The organism is Kitasatospora sp. NPDC005748, assembly GCF_040630735.1.
Lineage (GTDB): Bacteria > Actinomycetota > Actinomycetes > Streptomycetales > Streptomycetaceae > Kitasatospora.
Genome location: NZ_JBEXYD010000079.1, coordinates 16,677 through 29,084 on the forward strand (window position 1 = coordinate 16,677; position 12,408 = coordinate 29,084).

Here is a 12,408-nt window from a genome sequence, read left to right on the forward strand (position 1 = left end):
CCACACACTCCCCGTCGTGAACACCCGCTGTCGGACACCCCCGAGTCAACCGCCCCGGCGGGTGCCCGCACCATCGCCGAGCCACTCGACCGCATACGCGGGCGTCCACACCCGGCGTCTACACTCGGGCGCCATGGACGCACTGGCCGGACTGCTGGCGGGGCCGAGGGCCCGGGGCGCCTTCCTGATCCGCTCGGTCCTCACCCCGCCCTGGGCGATCCGGGTAGAGGACCGGGCACCGCTCACCCTGATCACACCCGTGCGCGGCACCGCCTGGGTGCTGCCCGACCACGGGGCCGCCGTCCGGCTCGCCACCGGGGACGTGGCGATCGCCCGGGGCCCGGACGCGTACGTGCTCGCCGACACCCCCACCACCCCGCCCCGGGTGGTGATCCACCCCGACCAGAGCTCCAGCACCCCGGCCGGCGACGGGCTGTGCGAGACGATGGCGCTCGGTACCCGCACCTGGGGCGATGCCACCGACGGCCCGGACGTGCTGCTCAGCGGGACGTACCAGCTGCGCGGCGAGGTCAGCCGGGGCCTGCTGGAGGCGCTGCCCCCGCTCCTGGTGGTGACCGCGGACTCCTGGCACTCCCCGCTGATCGACCTGCTCGGCGAGGAGATCGGCAAGGACCTGCCGGGTCAGGACGCGGTACTGGACCGGCTGTTGGACCTGTTGCTGATCGCCACCCTGCGCACCTGGCTGGCCCGGCCCGAGTCCGATGCCCCGGCCTGGTACCGCGCGCACACCGACCCGCTGGTCGGTCACGCGCTGCGGCTGCTGCACGGCGACCTCGCCCACCCCTGGACGGTGGCGGGCCTGGCCGCCGAGGTCGGCGTCTCCCGGGCCGCGCTGGCCCGCCGGTTCGCCGAACTGGTCGGCGAGCCGCCGATGTCCTACCTCACCGGCCGGCGGCTGGCGCTGGCCGCCGACCTGCTGCACGACCCGGCCGCCACGCTCGGCTCCGTCGCCCACCGGGTCGGCTACGGCAGCCCGTTCGCCCTCTCCACCGCCTTCAAGCGGGTGCACGGCGTCAGCCCGCAGGAGCACCGCTCGGCCGGACCGGTCGCCGCTGGGGGCTGACCCCGGGGCGACCGGTCCGCGAGGTGCTCCCGCCGGCGCGGTGCTTCCGCCGGCGCGGTGTTCGGGGACGCGCTGCTCAGAGCGCGGTGGGCTCCAGGACCGGCGCCTGGTTCGCGGTGCCCGGGTCCGTGCCCTTGCCCCCCGCGGTGGGGCGCCGGGCCGGGAGCAGCAGGGCCGCCACACCGGCGAGTGCCACCGTCACGGAGCCGAGCACGACCGCCGGGTACAGGCCGTCGACGAAGCGCTGCGCGCTCTCGTAGCCGCCCTGGGCGGAGAAGACCGACGACATGACGGCCACGCCGAGCGCCCCGCCCACCTGGCGAAGTGCGCTGTTGGCCCCCGAGGCGATGCCCTGTTCCTGCGGGCGGACGCTGGACATGACCAGGTTGGAGGCGGGTGCGAAGAACAGGGCCATGCCGACGCCGCTGATGATCAGGGCCGGCAGCTGGGCGGCGTACGAGGTGTGCGGGGTGGCCACGGCCGCGATGTAGCCGAGGCCCGCGGCCTGGAGGAACAGGCCGGCCGCCACCACCGGACGGCCGCCGAACCGGTCGGAGAGGATCCCGGCGAAGGGGGAGACGAGCATCGGCATGCCGGTCCAGGGCAGCATCCGCAGCCCGGCCTCGGTCGGCGAGTAGCCGAGGACGCCCTGCATGTACTGGCTGATCAGGAAGATCGAGCCGAACATGCCCAGGAACATCAGCAGGCTCGCGGCGTTGATCGCGGAGAAGGCGCGGGACCGGAAGAGCCGCATGGGGAGCATGGGGTTCCTGGCGCGGATGCCGTGCACCACGAAGGCGGCCAGCAGCGCGGTGCCCGCGACCAGGCCGGTCAGTACGGAGGAGTCGGTCCAGCCGTCGGAGGGGGCGCGCACCATGCCGTACACGATCCCGAAGAGGCCGCCGCTGACGAGGAGGGTGCCGGGGATGTCGAGCGTGGCGCCGTCGCCGTGGGACTCGGCGAGGCGGAGGCGGGCGAGCGGCAGGACGGCGAGGCCCAGCGGGACGTTCAGCCAGAAGATCCAGTGCCAGGAGACGTGTTCGGTGAGGCTGCCGCCGATGAGCGGGCCCAGGGCGACCCCGAGTCCGTTGATGGCCCCGAGGATGCCGTAGGCCATCCCGCGCTTCTCGGGGGGCACCGCGGCGCTGAGCAGGGTCAGGGTCAGCGGCATCATGACGGCCGCGCCGACGCCCTGGACGGCGCGTGCCGCGATCAGGGAGTCGATGCCGGGCGCGAGGGCCGCGGCGGCGGAGGCGACCGTGAAGACGGTCATACCGGCGAGGAAGAGCCGCCTGCGGCCGAACCGGTCACCGAGCGCCGCGCCGAACATCAGCAGGACCGCGAAGGTGAGCGTGTACGCGCTCACGATCCACTCCAGGCTGTCCAGCCCCCCTCCGAGGTCCTCGCGGATGGCGGGCAGGGCGGTGGTGACCACCAGGTTGTCGAGGGCCGACATGAATCCGGCGGTACCGGTGATCACGAGGGCCCAGGTGACACCCCCTCGGCGTGCCGTCTGCTGCTGTGACATTGCTTCCCCCCAGCGGTTGATGCGTGTTCTGGATGTAGTTATCGCTTACTAACTTTGCGGCCCATGGCAGACCCCGGATGCCGCGGCGGCGCGGGCCGCCCCGGTGGATCCGGCCGCGCCTACGCCCGCGCCTACGCCCGCGCCTACGCCTCCGGCGGGACTACGACCTGGTCGAGGCGGATGCCCTCCCAGACCCGGTGTCCGGCCGGGAACCCCATGGCCATCAGGGTGTTGATGAGCATGCCGTAGGCCAGGAACCTCGTGGTCTCGTCGCCGTCGGCCTCCAGCGGGAGGTTCACGGCGTCCCAGAGCTGCGTCCAGGCGGCCCGGACGGTCTCGCCGAACCCGCTGTCCCCGTCCGCCTCGACGGAGGCCACGGCGATGTAGGTCTGCATCTGCATCTGGAGCTTCTCGGGGTCGTCCGCGATCAGCCGCATGTACGCCCTCGCCATGGCGCGCATGGCTTCCTTGCCCGCCAGCCCCTTCGCGGCCTCCTCGAACACCCGTCCGGTGTCCTCGATGCAGCGGAGCGAGGCGGCGACGAAGATCGCCTTCTTGCTCGGGAAGAGCCGGAACAGGTAGGGCTGCGAGACGCCGACCCGCTTGGCGATCGCCTCCGTGGAGGTGCCGTGGTACCCGCGCCGCGCGAACTCGGCGATCGCCGCGCGGACCACGCTCTCGCGCCTGTCCTCTGCGCTCATCCTGACCATGCGGGCAAGTTAGTGGGTAATCACTAACTACGTCAACGGATCCGGTGCGGGGCGCCAGCCGTTCGAGCGTCCGAGCCGGTTGGACGGCGCCGCCGCTTACGTCTACATTCCTGTCGTCGTATGCGATGGCCCGGAGCGCCGCACCTCGGCCCCCGGGAGAGTGCCGACACCACTGGGAAGGTGCACGTGAGCGCGATCACCGTCGGACAGGCCGTTGTCCTGGGAGTAGTGGAGGGGGTGACCGAGTTCCTGCCGATCTCCTCCACCGGCCATCTGAAGATCACCGAGGGGCTGATGGGCATCCCGGTCGACGACGCCTCCGTCGTCGGTTTCACCGCCGTCATCCAGGTCGGCGCCATCGCGGCCGTGCTGCTCTACTTCCTCAAGGACATCGTGCGGATCGTCTCCGCCTGGGGCCGCGGCCTGGTGAACCGCGAGGAGCGGTACCACCACGACTACAAGTTCGCCTGGTGGGTCGTCTTCGCGACGGTTCCGATCGTCGTGGTCGGCCTGGCCGCCAAGCCCCTGATCAAGGGCCCGCTGGCCTCGCTCTGGGTGGTGGCCGGCTCCCTGATCGTCGGCAGCGGCGTGATGTGGGCGGCCGACCAGATGGGCCGCCACAAGCGCGGCGAGGACGACACCGGCTTCAAGGACGCGATGATCGTCGGCTCGGCGCAGATCCTCGCGCTGCTGTTCCCCGGCTTCTCGCGCTCCGGCGCGACGATGTCCGCGGGCATGGTGCTCGACCTCGAACGGGTGGCCGCCACCAGGCTCTCCTTCTTCCTCGGCATCCCCGCCCTCACCGGCGCCGGCCTGTACGAGCTGAAGGACGCCCTGGGCGCCGGGGTCAGCACGACGCCGCTGGTCGTCGGCACCGCGGTCTCCTTCGTGGTCGCCTACGGCTCGATCGCCTGGCTGCTGAAGTACGTCGCCAAGCACTCCTTCAACGCCTTCGTCGCCTATCGGATCGCCATCGGCGTGATCCTCCTCGGCCTGCTCGGCTCGGGTGTGCTGACCGCCTGACCCGCGGCCCGGTGTCGGCCGGCGGACCCGCGGCCGGGGCCGGGCGGCGCCCGCACCCGGCGGTGTGGCCGCCTCGGTGCGGGCGGCTGCCGCCGGGTGCTCACGGCGCGATCCCGGTGCCCCGGCGGCTCACAGGTCCGCCCAGTAGGTCGTGCCGCCGGGGTGGGTGCAGCTGCCGTGGCCGGTGGCGACCAGGGCGACGATCGAGTTGCCGCGGCCGTGCTCCTCCGGTGCGCGGCTTGGCTGTGGTGGGGGCGCTGGGCCGCCTGCCGCGTCGCGGATCAGGACGCCGTCTCCGGCGGCTGGGGTCTCGGCCTGGTGCGGCACTGTGTGACCTCGTGCGTGGCCTTCCCGTCCCCGGCCGGGACGCGGGTGCGGGTGCGGGCCCGCCTGGCCGTCGGGCCCGCGACGCCGTAGCCGGTGCGGCCGGGGCCTTCACGGCGGTGAGCGGGCCCGGCACCGGAACGACCCCGGCCGCGTACTTTAATACTGGACAAAGTAAATTATTTGCGAGTACGTTGCGGTGGTGTTCCCGAATCACGCGCAGCCGCTGGTCACGGCCCCGGCCGAGACCGCCATCCTCGCCCTCCTGCTGGCCGAGAGTCCGCTCAGCAGGGTCGAACTGGCCCGTCGTACGGGCCTGTCCTCGACCGCCGTCACCAAGGCCGCCAGGCCGCTCATCGTCGACGGCTATCTGCACGAACTCCCCCCGGAGCGTACCGCGCCCGGGGCCGGCCGCCCGGTCAACCCGTTGGCCGTCACGGTGGACCGGGAGTTCTTCGTCGGGATCAAGATCAGCAGCGAGGCCCTGTTCGGCGTGGTCTGCGACCTGCGGGCCGGTCTGCGGGTCACCGGCGGCCGTCAGCTGGGCGAGGACCGCAGCCCGGAGGCCGTCTGCGGGCTGCTGGGTGAACTCGTCGAGGAACTCCTCGACGCCGACCCGGTGTTCCGGGAGCGTACGAGGCGCCTCGGGGTCGCGGTCTCCGGTGACGTGGACCGGTCGGCCGGCCTCGTCCGGTACTCCGTCCTTCCCGGCTGGCGCGACGTCCCGCTGGCGGACGAACTGGCGAGGGCGACCGGGCTGAGCGTCACGGTGGAGAACGACGTCAAGGCCCTGACCGCCGCCGAGCACTGGTTCGGCGAGGGGATCGGGACGGAGAACTTCGCGCTGGTCACGATCGGTTCGGGGGTCGGTTCCGGGCTGGTCGTCAACGGCCAACTGGTCACCGGGGCCTACGGGGTCGCCGGCGAGCTGGGGCACATCAGCATCGACCCGGACGGCCCGCCCTGTCACTGCGGCGGGGTCGGCTGCGTCGAGGTCTTCGCGGCCAGCGGCGCCATCCTCGCCTCGGCCCGCGGGGCGACCGGCCGCGCGGACCTCAGCTTCGACGACGTCGTCCAGCTCGCCCGGGCCGGCGACCGGGCCGCCCGGGAGGCCTTCGCCACGGCCGGCCGGGCCATCGGGGTCGGCATCGCCACCCTGGTGAGCCTCCTCGGGCCCGAGCGCGTCGTCGTCACCGGTGAAGGGCTCGACACCTACGACCTCTTCGGGATCCACATCAGGGAGGCGTACGCCGCGCACTGCTTCAAGGCGGCGGCGAAGTGCCCGCTGACCCTGCGTCCGCTTCCGTGGGAGGAGTGGGCCCGGGGCGCCGCCGTCCTGGGCATCCAGGCACTCCTCCCGTAGCGCGGGCGACCGGGTCGGTCCGCTGTCCGCGGGGCGCTCCGGGGCGGCGAAGGTCACCCCTTGCCATAATGAGGCGTGTGCAACTATTGTCGTACGCAGTAGGGCGTGACTGCAAGTATATGGATGGCGCCGCCGCCTCATTCAGGAGACCCGACATGAGCACCACTCTCTTCACCCCGTACACCCTGAGGTCGCTGACCGTCCCCAACCGTGTCTGGATGGCGGCGATGTGCCAGTACAGCGCCGTGCCGGACGGCGACGGGGCCGGTGTCCCGACGGACTGGCACTTCACCCACCTCGCGGCCCGCGCCACCGGCGGCACGGGGCTGATCGTCACCGAGGCCACCGCCGTCAGCCCGGAGGGCCGCATCAGCCCGTACGACCTCGGCATCTGGAACGACACCCAGGTCGAGGCGTTCCGGCGGATCACCGCCTTCCTGAAGGCGCAGGGCACGGTTGCCGCGATCCAGCTCGCCCACGCCGGCCGCAAGGCCTCCACCGAGCGCACCTGGGTCGACCGCGGCCGCGCCATCGGCCCGGGCGAGGCCCACGGCTGGACGCCGGTCGGCCCGAGCGCCGTGCCCTTCTCGTCGGCGCACACCACGCCGGAGGAGTTGACGGAGGAGCAGATCGGTGATGTCGTACGGCAGTTCGCCGACGCCGCCCGCCGGGCGCTCGACGCCGGCTTCCAGGTCGCCGAGATCCACGGTGCCCACGGCTACCTGATCCACCAGTTCCTCTCGCCCCACAGCAACCACCGCACCGACGCCTACGGTGGCTCCTTCGAGGGACGCATCCGCTTCGCGCTGGAGGTCGTCGACGCCGTCCGGGCGGTGTGGCCGCAGGACCTGCCGCTCTTCTTCCGGATCTCCGCGACCGACTGGCTCACCGAGGACCCGCAGGACGACCGCGAGGGCTGGACCTCGGAGGACACCGTCCGGTTCGCCAAGGAGCTCCAGGCCCGTGGCGTGGACCTGATGGACATCTCCACCGGAGGCATCGCCCCCGACGCCAGGATCACCGCCGGCCCCGGCTACCAGGTGCCCTTCGCCGAGGCGGTGCGCAACGGGACCGGCATGCCGGTGGCGGCCGTCGGCCTGATCACCGACCCCGCCCAGGCCGAGGAGATCCTGGCCGCCGGCCGGGCCGACGCCGTCCTGCTCGGCCGCGAACTCCTGCGCGACCCCTACTGGCCCCGCCACGCCGCCATCACCCTCGGCGCCCCCCTCCCCGCCCCGGTCCAGTACCACCGCGCCTGACCCCGGCTCCGGCCGCCGGGGCGCGCTCCGGCGGCCCCCGGCCGGTCAGTCCGACGGGGGGCGGCTGCCCCAGTCGAGGCGCAGGACGGCGAGGTCGTCGGTGTGGCGGCCGGCGTTGAGGGCGTGGGTCTCCTTGATGAGGAGGTCGACGTGGGCGGCCGGGTCGGCCGGGGGCAGGGTGCCGATCAGTCGGAGCAGGCCGTCGACGCCGAGCCGTCCCTTCGTCGTGCCGTTGTGCCCCTCGGTGAGGCCGTCGGTGTAGAGGGTGAGCGCGCCGTCGGCCGGGAGGGGGATGACGGTCGGGGTCCAGCTCCCCAGTCCGGGGGCGATGCCCAGGGCGATGCCGTGGGCGGCGGTCAGCTCGCGGGTGCCGTGCGCCGTGGTGAGCAGGGGCTCGTGGTGGCCGGCCAGGTGGAGGGTGGCCGTGGTGGCGTTCTGGTCGAGCGTGAGGAGCGTGCAGGTGGCGAAGAGCACCTGGTTGCCGCGTTCGGCGATCAGGATGCGCTCCATCAGGTGGAGCAGGCTCTCGCCGCGGTGTCCGCCGAGTACCAGGGAGCGCCAGGCGATCCGCAGCAGCACGCCGAGTGCGGCGGCGTCGGGGCCGTGTCCGCTGACGTCGCCGACGACGGCGTGCAGCAGTCCGTCGTCGCCCTCCACGACGTCGAGGAAGTCCCCGCCGAGCAGGGCCGTGGTGGCTCCGGGCAGGTAGCGGGCGGTCACCGTGACCGTGGAGGTGCCGAGGATCGGCGGGGGCAGCAGCCCCCGCTCCAGGCGGGCGTTCTCCTCGGCCCGTAGGCGGGCGGCCTGGGCCTCGATGCTGGCGCGCTCGGTCTGGCTGCGGTACACGGCGTAGCGCACGGTGCGGTGCAGCAGGTCCGCCTCGACCTTGCCCTTGACGAGGTAGTCCTGGGCGCCGGCAGCCATCGCCTCGGTGCCCGCCTGGGCCTCCGCCAAGCCGGTGAGGACGATCACCGCCGTGTGGGGGGCGACGGCGCGGACGGCGGTGACCGCGGCGGTGCCCGTGGCGTCGGGCAGGTGCAGGTCGAGGAGGATGCAGTCGGCCGGGTGGGCGGCGAGGGCGGCGCGGGCCTCGGCGAGGGTGGGCCGGGTGGTGAGTTCGAACCGCAGCCCGGTGTCGTGGAGGAGCTCCTCCACGAGCAGGGCGTCGCCCTGGTCGTCCTCGATGAGGAGGACGCGGTACAGCGGTTCGTCGGGGGCGGCGCCGGGGGCGGCTGCCACGGCCGTGCTCATCGTGCCTGCTCCGTGTCGGATCGGGCCGCGGTCTCGCCGGTCGGCGGGCCGGGGCGCTGCGGCGGTTCGGGTGCCAGGGTGAAGGTGATGCGGGCGCCCTCGCGGTGGTCGGGGTCGATGGCGATGGTGCCGCCGTGGAACTCGACGATCTTCTTGCACATCGCCAGCCCGATGCCGCTGCCGGAGTAGGCGTCCTTGGTGTGCAGCCGCTGGAAGATCACGAACACCTTCTCGGCGAACTCCGGTGCGATGCCGATGCCGTTGTCGGTCACCGCGAAGTGCCAGAGCGCGTCCTCCCGGACGGCCGAGACGTGGATCTCCGGCGCCACGCCGGGGCGGCGGAACTTGACCGCGTTGCCGATCAGGTTCTGCCAGAGCATCCCCATCTGGGTGGGGTCGGCGACCAGGGTCGGCAGCGGATCGTGGGTGATCTTCGCGTCGGCCTCCTCGATGCCCACGCTCAGCGCGGCCAGGGTCTGTTCCAGCACCTGGTCCAGGTCGACCTCCTGGTGGGCGTGGTGGAGCCGGCCCACCCGGGAGAAGTCGAGGAGGTCGTTGATGAGGACCTGCATGCGGTTCGCACCGTCGACCGCGAAGGCGATGTACTGGTCGGCCTTGGCGTCGAGCCGGCCCCCGTAGCGGCGCTGGAGGAGCTGGGTGAAGCTGGAGACCTTGCGCAGCGGCTCCTGGAGGTCGTGGGAGGCGACGTAGGCGAACTGCTCCAGCTCGGTGTTGGACCGCTGGAGGTCCGCCGCCTGCTCGTCCAGGCGCAGCCGGGCCTCCTCGGTGAAGGCCAGTTCCCGCACCAGGCGCCGGCGCATGGAGTCGATCTCGCCGCTCAGGCGCCGGAGGTCTGCGGGGCCGGTCGGGGTGATGGGGTGGTCGAAGTCGCCGCCGCCGATGGTGCGGGCGTCCGCGACGAGTTGGTCCAGCGGCTCGGTGATGCCCCGGCGCAGCCCCTCGAACACCAGGGCGGCGAGGGCGGCGATCAGCACGGCGACGGCGCCGAACACCCAGTTCCGCAGCCGCGTCATGGCGGCGAGGTCGCTCCGCGTGGCATCGCGGTCTTCGCGCAGCCGGTCCTCCTGGCCGCTCAGGGCGGCCCGTACGTCGTCGAAGGCGTTCTTGCCCTCCGGGGCGCTGCCGGCCGCGAGCGGCGAGGGCGTGCCGGGTGGCGCGGCGGCGATCGGCCGGGCGATCCGCTCCTGCCAGCTCGTCACGGCGTCCTGCACGGCCTTCAGGTCGGCGAGGCCGGAGGGGTCGTCGTGGAGCAGTTCCGTCAGCTGTGCGGTCTCCGTCCGCTGCTCGGCGAGCCCCTGCTGGTAGGGCGCCATGAACTCCGGGGTGCCGGTGAGGCCGTAGCCGCGGATCCCGGTCTCCTGGTTGAGCAGGGCCGACTCCAGGCGGAACGCGCTGGCGAGCGCGGGGGAGCGCACGTCCACCAGGTCGGTGCTGATCGACTGGGTGCGGGACAGTACCCACGCCCCCGCCACTCCGAGCAGGGTGAGGATCACCAGGGACGCGGTGACTCCCACCCGGAGCCACTGCCGGGTCGTCCATGTGGCAAGGCCCCCGCCGGACCTCCGGTCACTGTCGTCGCCGGTCATCGTGTCAACTCCTCGCTCTGCCCGATGCCTTCGATCGGATGCGGCGAGGCCACTCTAGAGGGCGGACGACAACGGTTGTTGTCGTGGGTTGGTTCTGGGCCTAGAGTGCCTGACATGCCCGGCAAGAACTTCGTACTGCGTACCACCTCGCAGGAGGCGGCCGCGATCGCGGACGCCGCGATGGGAGACCTCGCCCGGCGGCTGGCCGGGCGGCTGACGGCGGTCCCCGCCGCTCCCGCGGTGAGCGACACCGCCCAGGCGCTGAGCCTGCTCCACGTACTCGACCACCTCCGGCAGGCCACCGAACGGCTCCAGCGGGAGGCGGCCGGCGACGCCGCGCGCGCGGGTGCCGGCTACCCGCAGATCGGCGCCGCCTGCGGCATGACCCGTCAAGGTGCCCGCCGGCGCTGGCCGGGGCTTTTCCACCACCCGACCGAGAACCCGCGGAGCACCCGATGATGACCACCGCCCGCCCCTTCGATGTCCTGCTCGTGGAGGACGACGCCGCCGACGCGATGCTCATCGAGGAAGCCCTCTCCGAGCGCGGGGAGCGCAACCTGGTCCAGGTCACCGACGGCGTCGCCGCCCTCGAATACCTGCGCGCCCCGGACAGCGTGCGTCCCGACCTCATCGTCCTCGACCTCAACATGCCCCGGATGAACGGGCGCGACCTGCTGAAGGTCCTGAAGAACGACGACGACCTGCGGACCATCCCGGTGGTCGTGCTCACCACCTCCACCGCCCCGGACGATGTCACCGGCGCCTACAGCAGCCACGCCAACGCGTACGTGGCCAAGCCCGTCAACCTGGACGAGTTCGAGCAGGCCGTCCAGACCATCGACGCCTTCTACCTCGACACCGCCACCCGCCCCCGCCCCTGAACGGGCCGGCCCCGGCCGGCGAAACGCGGGCCGGGGCGGGGGACCGCAGCCGCGGACATGGTCGTGCCCGGGCCCGCCCGGGAACGACACGGGCGGACCCGGGCACGTCGGCGGCCGCCCGTCGACGCCCGTCAGGCGATGCGGCGGGCGCCGTCGGCGGGAGTGGCCGCGAAGGTGCGCGGCGGGGCGTGGCCGGCGGCCGCGAAGGCCGCGGTGACGGCGGCGGTGACGCGGTCGGCGTGGTCCTGGTGGACGAGCGCGATGACCGAGCCCCCGAAGCCGCCGCCGGTCATCCGGGCGCCGAGGGCGCCGGCGGCCACGGCGGTGTCCGCGGCGAGGTCGGTCTCGGGGCAGGAGACCGCGTAGTCGTCGCGGAGCGAGGCGTGCCCGGCCGTGAGGACCGCGCCGAGGCCGGCCAGGTCGCCGGCGTCGAGCAGGGCGGTGGCCTGCCGTACCCGGTCGTCCTCGGTGACCACGTGGCGGACCAGCGGCCGCAGTTCGGCCGGCAGCCGGTCGAGGGCCGCGGGCAGGGCGTCGGCCGTGAGGTCGCGCAGGGCGGCGAGGCCGAGCAGCTCGGCGGCCCGCTCGCAGCCGGCCCGCAGCTTCGCGTAGGCGCCGTCGGCGAGGTCGTGCTTGACCCGGGTGTCGATCACGAGCAGCCGCAGGCCGGCGCCTTCGAGGTCGAGCGGCACCTGGCGGCTGGTGAGGTCGCGGGTGTCCAGGAGGAGCGCGTGGCCCGCGCGGCAGCACAGGGAGGCGGTCTGGTCCATGATCCCGCAGGGGACGCCGACGTAGGCGTTCTCGGCGCGCTGGGCGAGCAGGGCGAGCCGCATCCCGTCCAGGCCGAGGTGGTACAGGTCGTTGTAGGCGGTGGCGACGGCGCACTGCAGGGCGGCGGACGAGGAGAGGCCGGCGCCCTCGGGGACGTCGCTGTCGATCAGCAGGTCGGCGCCGGCGACGGCGTGGCCCGCGTCGCGAAGGGCCCAGACGACGGCCGCGGGGTACGCGGTCCAGCCGGTGGTGGTCCCGGGCTCCAGCTTGTCGAGGTCGAGGGTGGTGATCTCGTCGCCGCCCCGGGTGCTGTGCAGGCGCAGCAGGCTGTCGTCGCGGCGGCGGGCCTGGACGCGGGTGGTGTGGGGGAGGGCGACGGGAAGGACGAAGCCGTCGTTGTAGTCGGTGTGCTCGCCGATCAGGTTGACCCGGCCGGGGGCGGCCCAGGTGCCCTCGGGGTCGGCGGAGAACAGCGTCCGGAAGGTGGTCATGCGGGGTGCTCCAGGGTGAAGTTCCAGGCGTCGGCGACGATGTCGTCGAGGTTGGGGCGCTTGGGGGTCCAGCCGAGCCTCCGGTGGGCGCGCTCGGCGGAGGCCACCAGGACGGC

12 protein-coding genes and 1 pseudogene are annotated in these 12,408 nt (G+C 73.3%); 6 read left to right on the forward strand and 7 right to left on the reverse strand.

What is annotated here, in order from left to right; all coding sequences use genetic code 11:
• Window positions 1-133: 133 nt before the first annotated feature.
• The gene (locus ABZ495_RS33330; protein WP_359839579.1) at window positions 134-1,084 is read left to right on the forward strand and encodes an AraC family transcriptional regulator; all 951 of its coding nucleotides are present in this window, start codon (window positions 134-136) and stop codon (window positions 1,082-1,084) included.
• Window positions 1,085-1,160: 76 nt separating this feature from the next.
• Here the strand turns inward: ABZ495_RS33330 and ABZ495_RS33335 are convergent, their stop codons facing one another.
• Both ABZ495_RS33335 and ABZ495_RS33340 read right to left on the reverse strand, forming a co-directional pair.
• Window positions 1,161-2,612 carry a DHA2 family efflux MFS transporter permease subunit gene (locus ABZ495_RS33335; protein WP_359839580.1) on the reverse strand — a complete coding sequence of 484 codons (1,452 nt, stop codon included), beginning with the start codon at window positions 2,610-2,612 and terminating at the stop codon, window positions 1,161-1,163.
• A gap of 143 nt (window positions 2,613-2,755) precedes the next feature.
• Entirely contained in the window at window positions 2,756-3,322 is a 567-nt protein-coding gene (locus ABZ495_RS33340; protein WP_352296356.1) for a TetR family transcriptional regulator, read from the reverse strand.
• A 186-nt stretch (window positions 3,323-3,508) separates the two neighbouring features.
• Between ABZ495_RS33340 and ABZ495_RS33345 the strand changes: the two genes are divergently transcribed.
• Window positions 3,509-4,345 (forward strand): undecaprenyl-diphosphate phosphatase, encoded by an 837-nt coding sequence (locus ABZ495_RS33345; RefSeq protein WP_359839582.1) that lies wholly within the window; start codon window positions 3,509-3,511, stop codon window positions 4,343-4,345.
• 129 nt (window positions 4,346-4,474) lie between these two features.
• Here the strand turns inward: ABZ495_RS33345 and ABZ495_RS33350 are convergent, their stop codons facing one another.
• Complete coding sequence (locus ABZ495_RS33350) at window positions 4,475-4,672, reverse strand: hypothetical protein (protein ID WP_359839584.1); 198 nt, start codon at window positions 4,670-4,672, stop codon at window positions 4,475-4,477.
• A 199-nt stretch (window positions 4,673-4,871) separates the two neighbouring features.
• Between ABZ495_RS33350 and ABZ495_RS33355 the strand changes: the two genes are divergently transcribed.
• Both ABZ495_RS33355 and ABZ495_RS33360 read left to right on the forward strand, forming a co-directional pair.
• Window positions 4,872-6,032 (forward strand): ROK family transcriptional regulator, encoded by a 1,161-nt coding sequence (locus tag ABZ495_RS33355; protein ID WP_359839586.1) that lies wholly within the window; start codon window positions 4,872-4,874, stop codon window positions 6,030-6,032.
• Between the two features lie 155 nt (window positions 6,033-6,187).
• On the forward strand, window positions 6,188-7,291 hold the full coding sequence (locus ABZ495_RS33360) for an NADH:flavin oxidoreductase/NADH oxidase (protein ID WP_359839587.1): 1,104 nt from the start codon (window positions 6,188-6,190) through the stop codon (window positions 7,289-7,291).
• 45 nt (window positions 7,292-7,336) lie between these two features.
• Here the strand turns inward: ABZ495_RS33360 and ABZ495_RS33365 are convergent, their stop codons facing one another.
• Together ABZ495_RS33365 and ABZ495_RS33370 are read right to left on the reverse strand one after the other, a co-directional pair.
• On the reverse strand, window positions 7,337-8,542 hold the full coding sequence (locus tag ABZ495_RS33365; protein ID WP_359811269.1) for a SpoIIE family protein phosphatase: 1,206 nt from the start codon (window positions 8,540-8,542) through the stop codon (window positions 7,337-7,339).
• Window positions 8,539-10,149, reverse strand: a complete 1,611-nt coding sequence (locus ABZ495_RS33370) for a CHASE3 domain-containing protein (protein WP_359811272.1) — start codon at window positions 10,147-10,149, stop codon at window positions 8,539-8,541. The genes ABZ495_RS33365 and ABZ495_RS33370 overlap by 4 nt, the downstream gene beginning before the upstream one ends.
• 114 nt (window positions 10,150-10,263) lie before the next feature.
• Between ABZ495_RS33370 and ABZ495_RS33375 the strand changes: the two genes are divergently transcribed.
• Entirely contained in the window at window positions 10,264-10,608 is a 345-nt protein-coding gene (locus tag ABZ495_RS33375) for a hypothetical protein (RefSeq protein WP_329485595.1), read from the forward strand.
• Window positions 10,605-11,030 carry a response regulator gene (locus ABZ495_RS33380; RefSeq protein WP_329485594.1) on the forward strand — a complete coding sequence of 142 codons (426 nt, stop codon included), beginning with the start codon at window positions 10,605-10,607 and terminating at the stop codon, window positions 11,028-11,030. The genes ABZ495_RS33375 and ABZ495_RS33380 overlap by 4 nt, the downstream gene beginning before the upstream one ends.
• 131 nt (window positions 11,031-11,161) lie before the next feature.
• Here the strand turns inward: ABZ495_RS33380 and galK are convergent, their stop codons facing one another.
• Together galK and ABZ495_RS33390 are read right to left on the reverse strand one after the other, a co-directional pair.
• Window positions 11,162-12,292: a galactokinase gene (gene galK / locus ABZ495_RS33385; RefSeq protein ID WP_359811276.1), complete on the reverse strand. Its 1,131-nt coding sequence runs from the start codon at window positions 12,290-12,292 to the stop codon at window positions 11,162-11,164.
• Window positions 12,289-12,408 (reverse strand): annotated as a pseudogene (locus ABZ495_RS33390) (UDP-glucose 4-epimerase GalE); the annotation flags it as partial. The pseudogene ABZ495_RS33390 and the gene galK, both read right to left, overlap by 4 nt.